The sequence below is a fragment of the uncultured Chitinophaga sp. genome, assembly GCF_937898475.1.
Lineage (GTDB): Bacteria > Bacteroidota > Bacteroidia > Chitinophagales > Chitinophagaceae > Chitinophaga.
The window spans coordinates 173384-193274 of sequence record NZ_CALEJS010000040.1 but is presented as its reverse complement, the minus strand read 5'-3'; the positions used below and the strand labels follow the sequence as shown (position 1 = coordinate 193274).

At 51.4% G+C, this 19891-nt stretch carries 11 protein-coding genes; 8 read left to right on the top strand and 3 right to left on the bottom strand.

All coding sequences use genetic code 11. The features are described from left to right. Positions 1 to 31: 31 nt before the first annotated feature. A complete protein-coding gene (locus Q0577_RS24060) occupies positions 32 to 730 on the bottom strand; it encodes a response regulator transcription factor (RefSeq protein ID WP_298740890.1) in 699 nt (232 codons plus the stop codon). A gap of 118 nt (positions 731 to 848) precedes the next feature. Between Q0577_RS24060 and Q0577_RS24055 the strand changes: the two genes are divergently transcribed. The 8 genes from Q0577_RS24055 to Q0577_RS24020 all read left to right on the top strand — a co-directional run bounded on the left by Q0577_RS24055 (position 849) and on the right by Q0577_RS24020 (position 16156). After that, positions 849 to 6902: an alpha-2-macroglobulin family protein gene (locus Q0577_RS24055; RefSeq protein ID WP_298740888.1), complete on the top strand. Its 6054-nt coding sequence runs from the start codon at positions 849 to 851 to the stop codon at positions 6900 to 6902. After that, entirely contained in the window at positions 6899 to 7957 is a 1059-nt protein-coding gene (locus tag Q0577_RS24050) for an FAD-dependent oxidoreductase (protein WP_298740886.1), read from the top strand. The genes Q0577_RS24055 and Q0577_RS24050 overlap by 4 nt, the downstream gene beginning before the upstream one ends. A 151-nt stretch (positions 7958 to 8108) precedes the next feature. Continuing rightward, complete coding sequence (aspS, locus tag Q0577_RS24045; protein ID WP_298740884.1) at positions 8109 to 9869, top strand: aspartate--tRNA ligase; 1761 nt, start codon at positions 8109 to 8111, stop codon at positions 9867 to 9869. Positions 9870 to 10038: 169 nt separating this feature from the next. Then, positions 10039 to 10575, top strand: a complete 537-nt coding sequence (locus Q0577_RS24040; RefSeq protein ID WP_298740882.1) for a glucosaminidase domain-containing protein — start codon at positions 10039 to 10041, stop codon at positions 10573 to 10575. Between the two features lie 66 nt (positions 10576 to 10641). Then, positions 10642 to 12042, top strand: a complete 1401-nt coding sequence (locus Q0577_RS24035; RefSeq protein ID WP_298740880.1) for a hypothetical protein — start codon at positions 10642 to 10644, stop codon at positions 12040 to 12042. Beyond that, complete coding sequence (locus tag Q0577_RS24030) at positions 12014 to 13291, top strand: GDSL-type esterase/lipase family protein (protein WP_298740879.1); 1278 nt, start codon at positions 12014 to 12016, stop codon at positions 13289 to 13291. The genes Q0577_RS24035 and Q0577_RS24030 overlap by 29 nt, the downstream gene beginning before the upstream one ends. Further along, positions 13275 to 14777, top strand: a complete 1503-nt coding sequence (locus tag Q0577_RS24025; RefSeq protein WP_298740877.1) for an MBOAT family O-acyltransferase — start codon at positions 13275 to 13277, stop codon at positions 14775 to 14777. Before Q0577_RS24030 ends, Q0577_RS24025 begins: the two co-directional genes overlap by 17 nt. A gap of 59 nt (positions 14778 to 14836) precedes the next feature. Next, a complete protein-coding gene (locus Q0577_RS24020; RefSeq protein ID WP_298740875.1) occupies positions 14837 to 16156 on the top strand; it encodes a porin in 1320 nt (439 codons plus the stop codon). A gap of 6 nt (positions 16157 to 16162) precedes the next feature. Here the strand turns inward: Q0577_RS24020 and Q0577_RS24015 are convergent, their stop codons facing one another. Both Q0577_RS24015 and Q0577_RS24010 read right to left on the bottom strand, forming a co-directional pair. Beyond that, entirely contained in the window at positions 16163 to 18145 is a 1983-nt protein-coding gene (locus Q0577_RS24015) for an FAD-dependent oxidoreductase (RefSeq protein WP_298740873.1), read from the bottom strand. 10 nt (positions 18146 to 18155) lie between these two features. Continuing rightward, positions 18156 to 19871 carry a RagB/SusD family nutrient uptake outer membrane protein gene (locus Q0577_RS24010; protein ID WP_298740871.1) on the bottom strand — a complete coding sequence of 572 codons (1716 nt, stop codon included), beginning with the start codon at positions 19869 to 19871 and terminating at the stop codon, positions 18156 to 18158. Positions 19872 to 19891 lie beyond the last annotated feature (20 nt).

Here is a 19891-nt window from a genome sequence, read left to right as displayed (position 1 = left end):
CCGGCTGGCCCGGGGGGCTTTTTTTATATCGCTAGCCCATGAAAGGCGGAGGGCTCTTACGGTTCCTGAGCATCTTCGCAATGATCTCTCCCTTTGAATTGACATCAAGCTTCTTATACATCCGCTTGATATGGTATCGTACCGTTTCCAGTGAGATATTCAGCTCATTGGCTACCAGCTTGTAGCTGCTGCCGTTCACCAGCCGGTTCAGGATCTGCTGTTCACGGCTGCTGAGCGTTGCCGGGTAAACCTGCTGCCGGCCGATCAGCATTTGAATGATCTTCAGCGTAATGCCGGGGGATAAGGGAAAGCCATTGCCCAGCAGGGTAGTAATACTCTGTATGATCAGCTCCGCGTTCAGCTCCTGTTTCAGGAAATAGCCCTGTAAGCCTGATCTCAGGTACCGGATCACCAGGTTCAGCTCACTGCAGTCAGACAGCCCGATCACCGTGATCTGTGGCGGGGCCGCGTGCTGCTTGATAAACCTGCCCAGCGATGCAATGCCATAAGCATCTATATCCACAAATAACAACAGGTCGTCTCCGCTCGGCTGCAGTATCTCAGGCACTTGCTTTAATGAAGGAATAAGGAAACAGCTCGCCTGCAGATCAGGTATGGTAGTGGTTATGCTGCCATGAAAAAGTGTATCAGCAGTAAGAATAACCGGTCGTAATTGCCGGTTGCCGGGAGATTTTGAGGGCCCTTCCAGGGTTATAGCTAAGTTGTGCATACGCGGTTAAAAGAGGGTATCTGGAGCTAATCACGCATTCTACATAGGTAAATTTAATCCAATGGCATGAATGAAAAAAAATATTATTGGGTATATTTCCGGAAAATACACCTCTTATATGCGCTTGTTAACTGTTTTAGCAGCCCTGTTATTCACCGTTTCTTATACGTCTGTTATGGCCCAGTATAACTATACGAACGAATGGAAGAAAGTCAGCGACCTGGATGCTAAAGGGCTTCCCCGCTCTGCGATGGAAGCGGTAGATGCAATTTACCGCCAGGCCCGTAAGGATAAACAGGAAAGCCAGCAGCTCAAAGCGCTTATCTTCCGGATGAAATACAGTGAGCAGCTGACAGATAACGGGCGGGCTGCCAGCCTTACCGAAATAGATAAGGAGATCCAATCCAGCCGCGGCGCACACCGCGCCATACTACTGAGTATGAAGGGAGAGCTGTTGCAGCAATACCTGCGCCGCAACCGCTACCAGCTATACAACCGCACTACTCTGGAAGGAGATACCACCACTGATCTCAATACCTGGGGGATAGACCGCCTGCACAGTGAAATAAGCGCCGCCTACAGCGCATCGCTGAAAGATGTTCCCGCCCTGCAGCAAACTTCTCTGGCCCCTTATGATGATATTATCGAGAAAGGCAATGCCCGTACGCTGCGCCCTACCTTGTTCGATCTGCTGGCCCATCGGGCCCTGGATTATTTCAAGTCAGGTGAAAGCGGTTTGTCACAACCCGCCAATCTCTTCGAACTGGAAGATGCTCAGGCCTTTGCGCCTGCAGCTGCTTTTGCCGCACATTTGTTTACAACAACAGACTCCAGCTCCCTGCAGTATAAAGCCTTGCTACTGTTACAGGAGCTGCTGCGCTTTCATGCGAAAGGAGGGCGGGCGCCACTGCTGGATGCAGACCTGGAGCGCATCAGGTACGTATACCAGGTGGCAGTAATGGAAAATAAAGAGGAACTGTATGCAAAAGCGCTGGAGCAGATGCAACAGGCATACTCACAGGAACAGGAGGTAACACAGGTCATGTACCAGTTAGCCCAGCACTATTACCAGCTGGATCAGCAGCAGGATACCGCCGCCAAAGGCTATGCAGCCCAGGCGCTGGCCCTCTGTAAAAAAGCAATTGAACATGCGCCTGGCAGCTATGGCGCCATCCATTGCCGCCAGCTGCTGCAGGGAATCACAGCAGCATCCATCGGGCTGCAGACAGAACTGGTTAACCTGCCGGATAAACCCTTTCGCACACTGGTCAGCTACCGTAACCTGGACAAGATCTACCTGCGCATTATGCGTGTAGATGAAGCTTTCCGCCAGGAGCTGCGTAAAGCCCAGCAGGACTATCGTGATACCACCAACAAATACTGGCGATTGATCCTATACCGCCAGGCATTGAAACAATGGGAGCAGACATTGCCGAACCCTGGCGACTATCGGGAACATAGCGTTGAAATAAAGACCGATGCCCTACCCCTGGGCCAGTACATGATCGTAGCATCCAATATGCCGCACATGTCTTTAAAGAACAGCATGCTGGCCGTACAATTCATTCATGTGTCACAGATCAGCTATATTAACCGTGTAAATGACTATGTGGTACTGCACCGCGAAACGGGGCAACCATTACAAAACGTACAGTTACGTATATGGGAAACACTCAGAAGCAACCGTACAGGAATGGAAACCACCCAGCAGCTGATCAGCACCGCCACTTCAGATAATAACGGCAGGCTAAGCACAGCGAAAGCGATCAGCAACCAGTACCGCAACGTAAGGCTGGAATGGATATCAGGTAAAGACACCCTCTTCCCTGATAACTTCAAATACCTTTACCGGAACAATGAAGTGGAAGGAAGGGAACCGGAACTGCCCCAGAGCTTTTTGTTCACTGATCGCGCCATCTACCGCCCCGGGCAAACCGTTTATTTCAAAGGCATCGTTGTTAAGAAGAATAATGGCAGCAGGGAAAGTGCTGTATTGCCCAACTATAGCACTACCGTAAAATTAATGGATGCCAACGGCGAACAAATAGACACCATCGGAGTAACCACCAATGATTATGGCTCTTACAACGGGCGTTTCAAACTGCCCGAAGGCCGCCTTAATGGCTCATTCACGCTGGCAGATACCCGCGCGCCGGGTGTAACGGATTTCTCTGTTGAAGAATACAAACGTCCTAAATTCTACGTAGAATTTGATACCGTAAAGGGTAGTTACAGTATAGGCGATACAGTTACTATACACGGCAAAGCCCTTGCCTACGCCGGTAATAATATTGACGGCGCTTCAGTAAAGTATCGTGTAGTACGTGAAGCACGTTATCCCTACTTCTGGATGTTTAGCTTCAGGCCCGCTCCCTCCGTTGCAGGCCGCGAAATAACACATGGCGAATTGCAGACGGCTGCAGATGGCAGCTTCACCATTCGCTTTGCCGCAGTGCCAGACAAGACGGTAAAACCTGAACTGAAGCCAATTTTTACTTACCGTATTTATGCAGATGTAACAGATCTCAATGGCGAAACCCGCAGCGGCCAGGAAAAAGTAGCCGCCGCCTACCAGCTGCTGGAAGTGAAGGTAGACCTGCCCATCCAGGTAACCGCCAAAGGTTTTGATAAACTGAAGATCACTACAACAAATCTGAACGGTACATTTGAACCGGCTGAAGTAAATGTGCAGCTGGTGCCTTTGCAGCATCCCGGCAGGCTGATTCGTCCCCGCTACTGGAAAGCGCCCGATCAGTTTGTGCTTTCTGAAAAAGAATACCTCAACTATTTCCCCCTGGATGTATATAAACAGGAAGATCAGCCGGCAAATTGGCAGCGCGGTACTGCAGTGTATGAAGCGAAATTCACTACCACTGCGAACGGCGCCGTTAACTGGACAAGTAAAAACAACCCGCCCGGATGGTATGAGCTGGTGGTAAGCGCTAAAGACCGCCTGGGTAATACGGTAATACAAAAGAAAGTATTCAACCGGATAGATGAAGATGAAAAGTCACTTCCATTTCCAACGTATTTCAGTGTACAATTTGAGGATAGCGCCTATCTGCCCGGACAAAAAATAGCACCTGTACTCGGCACTACTGTAAAGGATCTTTATGTACTGAGAACATTGGAACGCTGGGATCAGCAGCCGGAAGACAACTTTATCCGGCTTTCAGACCGCCGGCAGCCAGCTGCGCTTACGTTAACAGAAAAGGACCGCGGCGGGCTGCGCCTGCAATACACTGCCGTGAGAGATAACCGTGTATTTGAATGGACACAAACAGTAAATGTGCCCTGGAGCGATAAAGTACTGGAAGTAAAGCTGGCGGCACATCGGGATAAACTGTTGCCTGGTGCATCAGAACAATGGCAAGTGCAGATCAAAGGCCCTAAAAAAGACCAGGTAGCCGCAGAACTGCTGGGCGCTATGTACGATGCTTCCCTGGATGCATTCCGGAAACAGGATTGGTCATTGCCCTCCATTTACCCCAGCTTCAGCGCCGGTCCGCAATGGGAACAGTCCGATAACTTTACCAGCCGGCAATCGTTCAACCGCTTCCCGCCGCAGCCGCCAGTAAAAGACAGCGCCATTACCTATGATGCGCTGAACTGGTTTGACTGGCTGGAAGGAAATGTGCAGTATAAAAGAATGTATGCAGGAGCCGTCAGAGCAGAGGCCGCAAGAGCAGATGACAGCAGGGAGGTGATGGCAATGGCGCCTCCTGCCCCGGCAGCCATGAACGCCAACGCCAGGCTGGAAGTATCAGTAGTGGCGCAGGACTCGGCTACACCCACACCCACACCCGAACCAGAAGCCCCCCAAACAGTTACTCCCCGTAAGAACTTTAATGAAACCGCTTTCTTCTTCCCTGATCTGCATACAGATAAAGAAGGCAACATCTCTTTGACATTCACAGTGCCCGAAGCCCTTACCCGCTGGCGTTTCCTGGGCCTGGCGCATACCAGGGAGATGGCGATGGGCTACACGGAAGCAAGCATCGTCACACAAAAGCCTTTAATGGTACAGCCCAACGCTCCGCGCTTTATGCGTGAAGGCGATAACATGCAGTTCAGCGCCAAGATCAGTAACCTGGCAGATAGCACCCTCATTGGCCAGGCGCGGCTGGAATTGCTGGATGCCACTACCATGCAGCCGGTAGATGGATGGTTCCAGAATATCTTCCCGGTACAGCATTTTACCGTACAGAAAGGACAGAGCACACTGGTCACCTTCCCCGTGCAGATACCGTACAACTTCAACAGCGCATTGTTGTACCGCATAGTAGCCCAGTCAGGCGCCTTCAGCGATGGGGAAGAGAACGCATTACCGGTGCTCACCAACAGTATGCTGGTAACAGAAACCCTGCCCCTGGCATTGCGCGGCGATGGTACACGCCAGTTCAGCTTCAATAAACTGCTGCACAGTGATACTTCCGAAACCCTGCGTCAGCATGCGGTAACGGTAGAGTTTACCGGCAACCCTGCCTGGTACGCCGTACAGGCATTGCCTTATCTCATGGAGTATCCGCATCAGTGTGCAGAACAGGTATTCAATCGTTACTACGCAAATGCATTGGCAGCGCATATGGTAAATGCCCTGCCTGAAATCAAAACCATCTTCGGCAAATGGGCAAAAACAGATACGGTTGCATTGCAAAGCAACCTGCAGAAGAATGAAGCGCTGAAAGCAGTACTGCTGCAGCAAACGCCCTGGGTGCTGGAGGCCAGGAACGAAGCTGAGCAGAAGAAACGTATTGCCCTGCTGTTTGACCTGCACCGTATGAGCGGAGAACTGTCTCACGCGCTGGACCAGCTGAAACAAATGCAGCTGCCCTCCGGCGCTTTCCCCTGGTTTAACGGCATGTGGGAAGACCGTTTTATTACTCAGTACATTGTTGCAGGTATGGGTCGCCTGCAACAGCTGAATGCCCTTACGCCTGAACAAAAGAGCGACCTGCAGCAGCTGATGAATAATGCCCTGAACTATCTGGACCTTCGCCTGGACCAGGACTATCATGCCCTGCTCAAATCAAAGGCGGACATGAAGAAACAGCAGGTCAGCGGCATCCAGCTGCACTACCTCTACATGCGCAGCTTCTTTAAGGAAAGACCGGTGGCAAAGGAAATACAGCCTGCATATGATTACTACTTCTCCCAGGCTAAAACATACTGGCAGCAGCAGAACCGCTATGTACAGGCTATGGCAGCCATTGCCCTGTACAGGAATAATGACAAAGTAACGCCTGCGGCTATATTAAAGTCACTGAAAGAACATGCCATCCGTAGTGAAGAAATGGGTATGTACTGGAAAGAGCAATGGGGATACTGGTGGTACCAGGCGCCAATAGAAACCCAGGCCATGCTAATAGAGGCTTTTGATGTAGTGGCCAACGACACCGCCGCTGTGGATGATATGAAAACATGGCTGCTGAAGAATAAGCAAACCAATAACTGGCATACCACCAAAGCTACAGCTGATGCCTGCTATGCCATGCTGCTCAGCGGCAATAACTGGCTTACTGCCAATCCGCAGGTAAGCATACAGCTGGGCGCTGAAACTATCAGCTCCGCCAATCAGCCTGCAGAAGCAGGTACGGGTTATTTCAAAAAACGTATAGATGCCAAAGCAGTAAAGGCCGCCATGGGCAATATACAGGTATCATTGCAGAACAGCCAGGGACAGCCAGCCTGGGGCGCCGTATACTGGCAGTACTTTGAGCAGCTGGATAAAATAACTGCCGCTCAAACGCCGCTGTCAATTGAAAAGCAGCTGTTCATTCAGGCCATCAATGAGAAAGGCCCTGTATTAACGCCCATCACAGCAGGCAGGCAGCTGAAAATAGGCGACCGGGTGAAAGTGCGGGTGGTACTGCGTGCAGACAAGGATATGGAATACATTCATCTCCGCGATATGCGCGCTGCCTGCTTTGAACCATTGAATGTGATCAGCGCCAACAAATGGCAGAATGGGCTGAGCTATTACGAAAGCACCAAAGATGCCTCCACGGATTTCTTCTTCAGCTATCTGCCCAAAGGTGTTCATGTGTTTGAATACACCCTGTTCGTAACGCATGAAGGTAAGTTCTCCAATGGTATCAGCACAGCGCAGTGTATGTATGCGCCTGAGTTCAGCGCACACAGTGAAGGGATGAATGTAAATGTGGTGAAATGAGTGCCATGGAGTTTGACTACATCATTACAGGCCAGGGAATAGCCGGCACTATGCTCAGCTACACACTGTTGCAGGCGGGGCAGCGTATACTCGTAATCGATGAATACAAGGCCAACAGCGCCTCCCGCATTGCCGCCGGTGTGATCAACCCGGTTTCAGGCCGCCGGTTTGAAATGGGCTGGATGTACGATGAGATATACCCTTTTGCCATGCGTACCTATCAGCAGCTGCAACAGCTGTTAAACGTGCCGGTTTTCCGGGAAAGAGATATCTGGATGGTGCTGCCTTCCGAACAGCTGCGAACGGCTTTTAATACCAAAACCACCTCCGGGGCGGCCCGGCAATATACACAGCCTGCAGACACTTCCTTTTGGGACGCCTGGCTGCACCAGCCTTATGGCGCAGCTATTGTAAAAGGCGCTACGGTACTGCTGCATAATCTCCTTCCCGCCTGGCGGAGCTATTTACAGGAGAGACAGCTGCTGCGGGAAGAGCGCCTGGACACGGACCATTTACAGATCAGTGCACAGGGAGTAAATTACAAAGGCATCAGTGCCCGCGCCCTTATTTTCTGCGAAGGGGCGCAAACGGTCGCCAACCCCTGGTTCGGACCTCACATTCCCTACCTCCTCAACAAGGGTGAGGTGCTGAAAGTACATGTACCGGGATTGATCACGGAAAACATCATCAAACGCAGCATCACCCTGGTACCCCAGGAGAAAGAGGTTTTCTGGGTAGGCTCCACCTTTGCCTGGGACTATCCTGATGAACTGCCTACCCCGGAAAAAAGGGCCTACCTGGAAGAGGGGCTCCGGCAATTGCTGAAAGTGCCCTACACCGTACAGGAACAGCAGGCGGGTATACGCCCCTCGGGTAAAGACCGCCGCCCTATCATGGGTTTGCACCCGGCTTGTCCGGCGCTCGGCATGTTTAACGGCCTGGGTACCAAGGGCTGCTCACTGGCTCCCTATATGGCAGATATGCTGAGCCGTCACCTCCTGGAGGGCCTTCCCCTGCTGCCTGAAACTGATATTAGACGATATTTTAATGGGTGAACTGGTGCAAATGCAGGCCTTAAAATGTATATTTGCCCCCCAACAAACGTAGTTTGAGGTTTGAAGTTTGGGGTTTGAAGTTCAGGGAAGCATGCCTGTAGCCAAACGTCAAACGTCGGACCTCAAACCTCAAACAATTCAATTTTTAGATATGTACAGAACGCATACATGTGGAGAGCTTAGGATGGATCATGTGGGTCAGGAGGTGAACCTGGCAGGCTGGGTACAGACAGTAAGAAAATTCGGCAGCATCACCTTTGTTGACCTGCGCGACCGCTATGGTATTACCCAGCTGCTGTTTGGTGAGTCCCTCAATAACCAGCTGGACGAAACTCCCCTGGGCCGCGAATTTGTATTGCAGGTAAGCGGTACCGTTACCGAACGTACCAATAAGAATAAAAATATCCCTACCGGTGATGTAGAGATCACCGTGAGTTCGTATAAGATCCTCAATACGGCGAAAACGCCACCCTTTACCATCCAGGATGATACCGATGGCGGCGATGAGCTGCGGATGAAATACCGCTACCTCGACCTGCGCCGTAATGAGGTGAAGAAGAACCTGGAACTGCGCTACCGCGTGAACAGGTCTGTACGCAATTTCCTGGACAGCAGGGGATTCATGGATATTGAAACGCCCTTCCTGATCAAATCCACCCCGGAAGGCGCCCGCGATTTCGTTGTGCCCAGCCGTATGAACCCCAACGAGTTCTACGCCCTGCCGCAATCTCCGCAAACATTCAAACAGCTGCTGATGGTAAGTGGTTACGACCGCTACTACCAGATCGTAAAATGTTTCCGCGATGAAGACCTCCGCGCTGACCGCCAGCCTGAATTCACCCAGATTGACTGCGAAATGAGCTTCGTAGAACAGGAAGATATCCTGAACACCTTTGAAGACATGGTAAAACATGTTTTCCAGGAGATCAAGGGCATTACCTTCAACGAGCCTTTCCCCCGTATGACCTGGGATCATGCCATGGAGTTCTATGGCAACGATAAACCGGATATCCGTTTCGACATGAAACTGGTTAACCTCACTGACCTGGTAAAAGGCCAGGGCTTTAAAGTGTTTGACGAAGCAGAGCTGGTGGTGGCTATTAACGCCAAAGGCCTGAGCGAGTACACCCGCAAACAGCTGGACGAGCTGACAGAATGGGTGAAACGCCCCCAGATAGGCATGAATGGCCTGATCTACGTGAAGTATAACACCGACGGTACGCTGAAAAGCTCTGTGGATAAATTCTTTGACGAAACCAAACTGAAAACCTGGGCCGAAAAAGCACAGGCGCAACCCGGAGATCTCATCCTGGTGCTGGCTGGCCGGGAAGAACGTACCCGCAAGGCCATGAGTGAGCTGCGCCTGGAAATAGGCGAACGCCTCGGACTGCGCAACAAAAACGAGTTTAAACCGTTATGGGTGATAGACTTCCCGCTGTTTGAGTATGCAGAAGAGGAAAACCGCTGGGTGGCACGCCACCACCCCTTTACATCGCCCAAGCCCGACCAGCTGGCGCTGATGGACGACACCACGAAATACGGACAGATCAAAGCAAATGCATACGATATTGTGCTGAATGGAACAGAAATAGGCGGCGGCTCCATACGTATCTTCCAGCGCGACCTGCAGGAAAAAATGTTCGCCGCACTGGGTATGAGCCCTGACGAAGCACGCCACAAATTCGGCTTCCTGCTGGGGGCCTTTGAATATGGCGCTCCACCCCACGGCGGTATCGCCTTCGGCTTTGACCGCCTCTGTTCATTGCTGGGCGGCAGCGAAAGCATCCGGGATTTCATCGCTTTCCCGAAGAACAACTCCGGCCGCGATGTAATGCTCGACGCTCCAAGCAGCATAGACGACGCCCAGCTGCAGGAGCTCAGGATAGACCTCGTAAAGGAAATAAAACAATAACGACATATATTTTGCAATAGGCAGCTGCCCTTTTAAACCAGGATCCCCTTTGACGCCTCATGAAATAAGGTATCAAAGGGGATTGTTATAAATAAAGCGCGGATTTAACCACAACTATCAATTATATTACATAATTTTGTAAATTGACTAAACACAAAAAAGTACTGCCATGAGAGGCAAAAAACTACTCAGCGGATTGGTATGGTTTTGTGCGGTGATATTCTTCCTGTTGCCGTCGCAGACTACGCACGCGCAACAGGTTAAAAGACGTTACCTGGATAAGTTCCAGGATCTTTCCATCAAACTAATGAACGAAACCGGTATACCCGCCAGCGTTATACTGGGTGTAGGCATGCTGGAATCGGGTATGGGCACCAGCCGTAACGCCAGGTTATTACATAACCACTTCGGCATTGTAGGCCGCAATTCGCTCGCTAAAAAACATCCTACCTACCGCTCCAAATACAGGGAGTTCAAGTCTGATACCGCCTGTTATGAGCACTTCGTAAAACTGCTCGCCCGTAAAAAATGGTATCCCCAGCTGAAAGGTAAAGCAGAATATGCCGTATGGCTGGACCATATGAACCGTTCCGGTTACAGTACCGCCGGTCATGAATGGATCAGAAGGGTCTCTAATCTCATTAAGAAGTATAAATTGTATAAACTGGACACCCAAATGGATTATGCAAAGAATGCTGAAAGCTGAACGCAGGTGTGACTTGCATTAAACATTCACCACTAGCATTCAGCATTCATCCTAACTATACATCACATGCCAGCCAACAACAGGTCTGCACATCCTTTCTATATTATTGCGGGTACCATGGTGTGCCTTTTTGGATTGTCTGTAGTCAGCAAAAACATTTCCGTAAAAGGGCTCAGCATTCGCCAGGTAGATATGCTGGCGGATATCAGGCGCACCATCCCTGCCCCCGCACCTGCCGCGCCGCCGGTAGCCCTCATCAAACCTGCACCGCCTGCAGACACTATCCAGGCAGTAGTGGCCCCGGTCTCCGGCCGGCGTCACCGCACCTACGATTACATGACCTATACCGGGATCCAGGAATACCAGGATTCCACCGGTATGAGCAAAGACCTGACGCACTTCCTCAACGCGCTCCAGGACCTTCACGCCCATAAAAGAAAGAAAGTACGTATTGCCTATTTTGGTGACTCCATGATAGAGGCTGACCTGATCACCGGCGATCTGCGTGACAGTCTCCAGGCCCGTTTTGGCGGCGAAGGCATTGGTTTTGTACAGATCACTTCCGTGGTGGCTCAATGGCGCACATCTATCCGCCACACTTTTTCTGAAGACTGGAGAGATTATCACTTCAAGAATAAACCGCCCGAAAATACACTCCTGGGTATTTGCGGCCATGCATTTGTACCCGGACCCGAAAGCTGGGTGAAATACAGTCCCGTACAAAAGCCCGGACTGAACCACTTTAACCGGGTAGGACTGCTCTATGGTCCGGCTGCCAACACCAACCTGCTGATTAACGACAAACCTTATACGCTGAATGGTGCTGATGTGCTGAATGAATTGGTGCTGCCGCAAAGCGATGTACAGCAATCCGTGACGCTGAAATTTGGTGGCGGCGACACTCCGCCTGCTCTTTATGGCCTCAGTTTTGAAAGCGATAGCGGCGTGTTTGTAGACAATTATTCTTTCAGGGGCATCACCGGCCTGGAACTGGCACACCTTAGCGGCCAGATGATCCGGCAAATGCAGCAGGCGCACACGTACGACCTGGTGGTGATCCACTACGGCGCCAACGTGCTGTTCCGCCCCGAACTCACAGATTATAACTGGTACGGGCAGTCCATGCAGAAAGTAATGGATTCCTTTGGTAAGAACTGGCCCAATACTTCCTTCCTGATCGTAGGCACTGCAGACAGAGGATACATGAAGGAAGATCATTTTGTAACGGCGCCGGGTGTACGCCCGCTGCTCAAAACACAACATGAGCTGGCCGAAGATAACGGCACTGCCTACTGGAACCTTTTTGCCGCCATGGGTGGCGAAGGCTCAATGGCACGCTGGGTACAGGAGAGTCCTGCCTACGGCAAAAAAGATCATACACATTTTACCACATACGGAGCGCGCAGGGTGGGAGCGCTGTTGTACAAAGCGATCATGGATGAATTCAGCGAGGAGGAACTCCCGTAAAAAAAGCGTCAGCTTCGCATTTACGGTTTTCATAGGAGCAGTCATTACCGGCGGAACAGTTCTGGCACAAAGCGTTAAACCCGCTGTGCCTAACACCATCCAGCAGGATACTGCGCTGTACCGCTTTTTTGAAGCGTTGCAGCAGGCAGACAGTAATGTGGTGAGCATCCTTCACCTGGGGGATTCACACATTCAGGCGGGCAGCTACCCCGTGGCCACCGGCGCAGCACTGCAAAAGGAGTTCGGGAATGCAGGCCGCGGATGGACGTTTCCCTACAACCTGGCAGGTACCAACGGCCCGGACGATTACCGCTGGAACAGTACGGTAAGGTGGCAGACAGATAAGGTGATAGACCGATATAAAGAATATGCACCGGGACCGGGAGCTATTGTGATCACTACAGGCAGCAAATCGCCTGCCTTGTATTTCAATGGCCGCTCGGTGAACGGGCTGGATGATGCCGTCAGCAGGGCGCAGCTCTTTTACGACGCGGGTTCTACCGAAGGCAGCGTACTGGCGCCGGGTGCAGCAGTCACTATTACGCCTGCGCCATTTGTGGGTACACCTACGCTCAGTAAGGCCACGCTTGAATTTCGGTCTGCCGTGCAGTCTTTTCAGACGCGCTGGGACAACAAAGGCACAGGGCCTTTCCTGTTCTACGGTGCGATCATACAGAATGGCAGCAATGGGGTGTTGTACCACGCTATCGGCATCAATGGTGCAATGTTCCAGCACTATATGGATAACCCGCTCACGCTAACGGCGCAGATGCAGGTGCTGCAACCGCAGCTGGTCATCATTTCACTGGGCACCAACGAAGCTTACAGCGGTTTAAGTGCAACTGCCATCACCGCACAGATAGACAGTACCGTGCACCTGCTGCGGCAACAGCAGCCGGATGTGCCCATCCTGCTGACTACACCGCCGGAATGTATGCGCACTACGCGCAAGGCTTTCCGTAAGAAGGTGGGGCAAAAATACCGGACCTATTACCGTGTTAGTCACTATCCTAACCCGGCTATAGGAATGGTAACACAACAGATCGTTCAATACTGCCGCGATAATGGTCTGGCCTGCTGGAACTTCAATGCGCTGAATAAAGCCATGAAGAGCAGCTTTGCCGCCGGATGGGCGCCGGATCATATACACTTTAACGCACGCGGTTACCAGCTGCAGGGCCGTTTACTGTACGAAGCGTTGCAGCAGGCATATAAAGCATACCTGGAAAACCATGGAAAGGATATTTGATATAGACATTCACAAACTGCTGTCAGTACTCCTGTACAATCCTAAGGATCCCGTACTGTTCAACAGCGCCTTCTTCTTTTATTTCTTTGCGCTCTTTCTCCTGTGCTATCTGGCCGTAGCGCGCAGTAAAACAGGCCGGGTATGGGTATACACGCTGTTTTCCCTGTACTTCTTTTATAAGGCCTGCGGCTTTTATGTAGGACTGGTGATCTTATCGGCCATTGTCGATTTCAACCTTTCCCGCTGGATTTATCATGCGCAGAAACGCCCCTTGCGGGTATTCCTGCTGGTATTCAGTATTATCATCAACATAGGCCTGCTGTTCTATTTCAAGTATACCGATTTCTTTATCGGTATCATGAATGATATTTCGGGCGGTCATATTCGTCCCCTGCACCTGCTGCTGCCCATCGGTATTTCCTTCTACACCTTCGAGAACCTGAGCTATACCATTGATGTGTATCGCCGGGAGATAAAGCCGGTAGACAATTTTATGGACTACCTCTTCTTCCTGTCCTTCTTCCCGAAACTGATGATGGGACCGATCGTAAGGGCGGCAGACTTCATCCCGCAGATCTCCCAGCCCTACCATCTGCAGTCGGAAGACATTGGTAAAGGCATGTATCTCATCATCAGCGGACTATTCAAAAAAGTAGTGGTCTCTGATTTTATCTACCTGAACTTTGTTCAGTATATTTTTGACGATCCTACCCGGCACACCGGTCTGGAGTGCCTGCTGGGCGTATATGGTTATGCGCTGGTGATCTACTGCGATTTCTCCGGCTATTCAGATATGGCCATCGGTATTGCCCGCTGGACCGGCTTCAAAATACCCCCCAATTTTGAAACACCTTATCAAAGCGCCAGCATTACGGAGTTCTGGCGCAGATGGCATATCTCCCTTTCTTCCTGGCTGCGTGATTACCTCTACATACCCCTGGGCGGTAACCGCAAAGGAAAATTCAGGCAATACCTGAACCTGGCCCTGACCATGCTGATTGGCGGTTTCTGGCATGGCGCCAGCTGGAACTTCATATTCTGGGGCGGCCTGCATGGCTTTGCGCTGGCGGTGGATAAGGTAAGGATCACCTGGTTAAAGCGTTCCGGCATCGGGTTCAAAGGTGTAGGCAAATACGCCTTCAAAGTACTGGGCATCCTCATCACCTTCCATTTTGTGTGCTTCTGCTGGATCTTCTTTAAGGCCGCAACTTTCCAGGACGCCTGGGCCCTGCTGCACCAGATTGCGTACGACTTTCAACCCGGTATATGGCGCGAGCTGTACCAGGGCTACAGTACCGTATTCGGCCTGATGCTGCTGGGTTTTGCGCTGCATTTCCTCGCGGGCGCCGGGGGGCAGCAACAGATGGAACGAGCCCTGACCCGGGTACCGGTAGCAGGCAGTATTGCCATTATGGTGCTGTTCATCTGGCTGCTGATCCAGGTAAAAACCACGCAGCCCATGATACCGATCTATTTCCAATTTTGATTGTATCGGTCCTGGCCCTACTTTTGCGGCTTAATGTTCAACCAAAAAATATGCGGACAATGAGACGTTTGCCGGTGTTGTGCCTGTTCCTTTTGCTGGCGGGTGTTGCCAGGGGACAGTTCCTTATGGATATGATAGACACTTCCACCTCCCTGGGAAAGGGAATGTTTTCTATGTACAAGAAGTACGACGCGCTGCGTTTCAGTGGCTATATTCAGCCGCAGTTCCAGTATGCCGGCAGTAAAGGCGCTAAAAACTATTCCGGGGGCGATTTTCCGGAAGCAGTCAATAACCGCTTTATGCTGCGCAGGGGCCGCATTCGTTTGGATTATGAACGTTATTACGATAATGGCATGCCCATGGTAGCCTTCGCTTTCCAGTTTGACGGCACAGAGAGAGGGGTATTTGCAAGAGATTTTTACGGGCGTGTGTTTGAAAACAAGTGGAATGTGTTTTCCATAAGCGGGGGGATGTTTGCAAGACCCTTCGGCTATGAAGTGAACCTGGCCTCTGTAGACCGCGAAAGCCCGGAACGCGGACGTATGTCGCAGATACTTATGAGAACAGAGCGCGATCTTGGCGCGATGGTCACTTTTGAGCCACGCCGCAAAGACCATCCGCTGCGGCATTTCAGGATAGATGCGGGCTTGTTCAATGGCCAGGGGCTGGCCGGCCCGTCTGATTTTGACAGCCACAAGGATCTCATTGCCCGTATAGCGCTCAAACCCTATACGTTGAATACAAAAGGCTGGCGTATCTCAGGAGGTATCTCCTGCCTGTACGGCGGCATGCAGCAATTCACCCGCTACATTTACAGATCAGGCACCGTGGTGGATGGTAAGCCAGGGTTTAATGTAGATTCCACGCTTTCAAATGAAGGAAAGATAGCGCCCCGCCATTATTACGGTGCGGATGTACAGTTGAAGATACCAAATGGCAAAAAGGGTTTTACGGAGTTCAGGGCAGAATACATTCGCGGAACACAAACCGCTACCGCCGCTACCAGTGAAACGCCGGGCGCTATTCCCGAAGATGCTGCCGGCGCTAAATTGCCTTTGTATGTAAGGAAATTTGACGGCGCTTACTTTTACTTCCTGCAACATCTGGGAAGCCCCCAGCACCAGCTGGGCCTGAAATACGACTGGTATGATCCCAACAGCGATATCAGCGGCCACCAGGTAGGGCAGGCTGGCAGCAACACCACCGAGGCCGATCTTCGCTTCGATACTTTCGGCGCAGGCTATCTTTATCACATTAATGAACATCTCAGGTTAACACTGTGGTATGACCTTGTAAGGAATGAGTCAACAGACCTTCAAGGCTATACCACAGATGTTAAAGACGACATATTTACCTGCCGCCTGCAATTCAGGTTTTAGTACCCGCTACTCAGGTACACACAATACCGCGTCTGCCATCATATCGCCCTGTACGCCCTCCGGCAGGGAAAGCTCTATGTAATAAGGTGAACCTTTCTTGTAGGAGTAAGATCCCAGTGGCACCCATTCATTGCCATGTTCTTCCAGCGGCTGCCGCATGGTTTTGTTGCCATCTGCAGATACGATGTTGAAATTAACAGCGGGCGCTTTGCCCTGTTTGGCAATGTTGTAGTAATAGATGGTGTACCGTCCTTCATGCTGCATGGGCGGTGTAAAGCGGATGCTGCCGCTGTTGGCGGTGGTAACAGAAGTGCCATAGTTGTGCGAAGCTTTCGTTTGCTGCCACTGGCCTTTTGTCTGCAGGAATGTTTTATCAGCATCATCTACCAGTACTTCAGGAATGCTGCCGTCTACCAGCGGGTCTTCTTTCAGCTTTTGCTGTAAAGCTTTTACGTTGATGTCCTGCACTGCTTTGCCGTCATTGATAGCCATTACTGCAGCGGTGGCAGAAGACTGGCCCAGCACCATGAACACCGGCTCCATACGGATAGAACCATAGGCAATGTGCGTGGCAGATAAGCACACGGGCACCAGCAGGTTTTTACAATCCTTTGGTTTGGGCACCAGCGAACGGTATGCAATAGGGTAGGGGCCGGGTGTACCTTTCTGCACATCTCCTTCATTCTTTACCATCCCATTTACCACTACGCGCTGACAGTTGTGAGAGTCCATGGTATAGGCAGCCATGCCGATCGCATCTTTTACTACTTCCCTGCCTTCGCAGTTGTGTTGTGTCATTACATACTGGCCTATCATCCTGCGGGCTTCCCTCACATAGAGCTGGAAAGACCATCCGCCATTATCGGTGTACTCATCTTTGGGGTAACCCCATTTCAGCATCTCGGTACGCAAATCTTCTGGTACCCGGGGATCATGGCCGATGAAATACAGCAGGCCTTTGTTATAATCTTCATGCGCCTTGATGATCTTTTTGCGGGTGGCATAATCAGCTTCCGGGTAATCATAGTTCATACCGATCATGTCTGTGGAGAAGGGACCGTTGTTGTTGATATCCGTTTTATTATTCGGCATCAGGTCAAACTTCAGTCCGCCCCATAGGTTTTTCCAGCGGTTCTTTTCCAGCACTCTTACCAGCAGCTCATACCTGGAAGGATCGTAGTTGTCAGGCTGTGTAATGGGTATCAGGTTGGCAGGATCGCTGCTCAGGCAGATACGGAAATTATAGGCCTGTACCTTTTTATCGCCCGCACCGTTTTTAGCCGGCGGCTCGGGGCTGATGCCCCATAATAATCCGCTGGAAGCATTCCCCTTTTCTTTATAAGGATCAATGCCATCAGGAAACTGGTGCTTATCCAGCAGCTGAACACCGTTCCATGTTTCGTTATAGTCGCTGTTGGCTTCCCTGCCAATGGTATAACTCACCCCTGCGCGGGCCATCAGGTCGCCTTCATAGCTGCAGTCAATGAACATCTTTGCCCTGATGGTACGCTGTGCGGGGCCGTTGCCTTCTGCTTTATCCAATGTGATGGATTGTATGCTGCCCTGCTGCTTATCAGCTTGGGTAATATAGTAACCATAGAGCACCGGTACCTGTGCTTGCTGTATATAGTCATTCAGGATGTTTTCTGCCACATGCGGCTCAAAGATCCATTGTTCAAACTTGCCGTAATGACGGCCAATACGCCGGTAGAAATCGCGCGCCAGTCCGGTGATGGCAAATTTGTTGCCGATATCCGTATATCCCAGTCCGCCGCTGGTCATGCCGCCCAGGTGTTTGCCAGGTTCTACCAGCAATACGCTCTTGCCCAGTTTCTTTGCCGTATAGGCTGCAGTTACGCCCGCAGCGGTGCCGCCGTACACGCAGATGTCATAGCTGTCTGCCGGTTGCGCGGCAGCGTCATGGCCGCCTGCCAGTAATGCCAGCAGGGTGGTTAAAATGCCTGTTCTTAGTTTACGTATGTTCATCATGTTAGTTTGATTATTTATATCCCGGGTTTTGTTGTAAAGTAGCCTGACCGTTCAGGTAGCTGTTCTGTATCTCTGTCTGTGGAATCGGGTAATATTCATCTACGCCTTTCGTGAAAACGGCTCCTTTAAGATATACTCTTTTTACGGATACTTTAGCCAGGTAGGTGTTCAATGCTGTATCTGCAATGCCCCATCTTACCAGGTCAAAGAAGCGGTGGCCTTCCATCGCCAGTTCCAGCTTGTTTTCAAACCGCACAGCCTGCATGGCTGCGCTGCGGGATGTCCAGGCTTCTTTGTAGATATCTACGTTGTAATTGGCGGCAGGTGTACCATCGGGCAGCTGTACCACACAACCGTTGCGGGCGCGGCTGCGCAGCTGGTTCACATACAGCCTGGCCTTATCCGGGTCGCCGATGGCGGCCTCGCATTCTGCTGCCCAGAGGATCACTTCCGCCAGTCGCAGCAGCTTCACATTATTGGCTACTGCGGTAGGGCTGGAGGCATCGGTAAATTTGCCCTGCTGCTCCTGGTAGTAGACGTTTTTTTTGGGGCTATAAGGCCCTGCATAAGCCTGGTTGCGGATCCAGGCAGCGCCGGGGTGCGGGCCCCAGTCCAGGTAAGGAATGCCCCTGCGTCCAACGGTCCAGTCCAGGCGCGGGTCCAGCGCACCGGTATAGGGCGTGAAAGGCTGATCGGAGGGAATGCCCTCATCATTCTTCACATCTTCCAGGTTATAAGTACCCATCATGGGCAGCCCGTTAACATCCGTTTTGTAGGCATTCACAAGATCCTGGCTGGGCTGAAAGGTGCCGCAGCATTTACCGGGGCCTCCTGTATAGGGATAGTTCAGTGCGTCGCCCTGGTTGCCGTTACCGCCGTTGGCGCCATCGTTTACAGAGGTCTGTGCTTCCAGTATGGCTTCAGGGCTGTTCTTTGTTGCCGGGTTGAAATTATCATGGAAGCAATCGTTCAGCCGGTATTTTACCCCACGTGAGTTCTGGCCATTGGTAAGCACGGCTTCTATCAGCGGTTTGGCTGCTGTGTAGTTGCTTTGATACATATACGCTTTAGCGAGATAGGCGGTGGCCACCCACTTGTTCACGCGCCCGACAGCGTCCTGCGTTTCAGGCAGGTTGTCCATTGCGAACTGCAGGTCATTCATAATCTCCGGCCAGATATCATGATCGTTGGGTACCTTCGGGTTCAGCTCTGTTACGTTGTCGTCCAGGTAGGGCACCCTGTTCCACAGCTTCTTGGCCTCGAAGTGATAGAATGCCCTCAGAAAGCGTGCTTGTGCCGCTACATTGATTTTTTCTGCCTCGCTCATGTCTGTTACCTTGCGCAGTACTTTCAGCGTGTTATTGGCCCTTACAATGCCATCGTACAAGGTACGCCACTTACCCAGGTAGTAATTATCCGTAGGGTTGGATTCATATCTTTCAATGTTGTTGATATCCGGCTGACTGCTGGGATCAGCGCCTTTGTGGGCTTCGCCGCCGCGAATACTGCCAAAGCTCCAGTTGGAAGCGGTCTGCTCATAGCTGCCGCCGGCGCCTATGCCGTCCAGCAGGGAGTAAGCGCCAACCAGGATGGCATTCACCCCTTTTTTGTTGGCCAGTGCGTTTTCATCAAGTGACAGCGGCTGTTTGTCCAGGAAACTGTCTGAGCAGCGCCAGCCCAATAGCAGGAGTAGTGCAGTACAGCCGGTGAATATGAGTTTTTTCATGCGTAGATTTTTTACATCAG

Excerpts from the sequence above, each read along its gene's own strand:
- Q0577_RS24060 (WP_298740890.1), bottom strand. The coding sequence starts at position 730 with ATGCACAACTTAGCTATAACCCTGGAAGGGCCCTCAAAATCTCCCGGC.
- Q0577_RS24055 (WP_298740888.1), top strand. The coding sequence starts at position 849 with ATGCGCTTGTTAACTGTTTTAGCAGCCCTGTTATTCACCGTTTCTTAT.
- Q0577_RS24050 (WP_298740886.1), top strand. The coding sequence starts at position 6,899 with ATGAGTGCCATGGAGTTTGACTACATCATTACAGGCCAGGGAATAGCC.
- aspS (WP_298740884.1), top strand. The coding sequence starts at position 8,109 with ATGTACAGAACGCATACATGTGGAGAGCTTAGGATGGATCATGTGGGT.
- Q0577_RS24040 (WP_298740882.1), top strand. The coding sequence starts at position 10,039 with ATGAGAGGCAAAAAACTACTCAGCGGATTGGTATGGTTTTGTGCGGTG.
- Q0577_RS24035 (WP_298740880.1), top strand. The coding sequence starts at position 10,642 with ATGCCAGCCAACAACAGGTCTGCACATCCTTTCTATATTATTGCGGGT.
- Q0577_RS24030 (WP_298740879.1), top strand. The coding sequence starts at position 12,014 with ATGAATTCAGCGAGGAGGAACTCCCGTAAAAAAAGCGTCAGCTTCGCA.
- Q0577_RS24025 (WP_298740877.1), top strand. The coding sequence starts at position 13,275 with ATGGAAAGGATATTTGATATAGACATTCACAAACTGCTGTCAGTACTC.
- Q0577_RS24020 (WP_298740875.1), top strand. The coding sequence starts at position 14,837 with ATGAGACGTTTGCCGGTGTTGTGCCTGTTCCTTTTGCTGGCGGGTGTT.
- Q0577_RS24015 (WP_298740873.1), bottom strand. The coding sequence starts at position 18,145 with ATGATGAACATACGTAAACTAAGAACAGGCATTTTAACCACCCTGCTG.
- Q0577_RS24010 (WP_298740871.1), bottom strand. The coding sequence starts at position 19,871 with ATGAAAAAACTCATATTCACCGGCTGTACTGCACTACTCCTGCTATTG.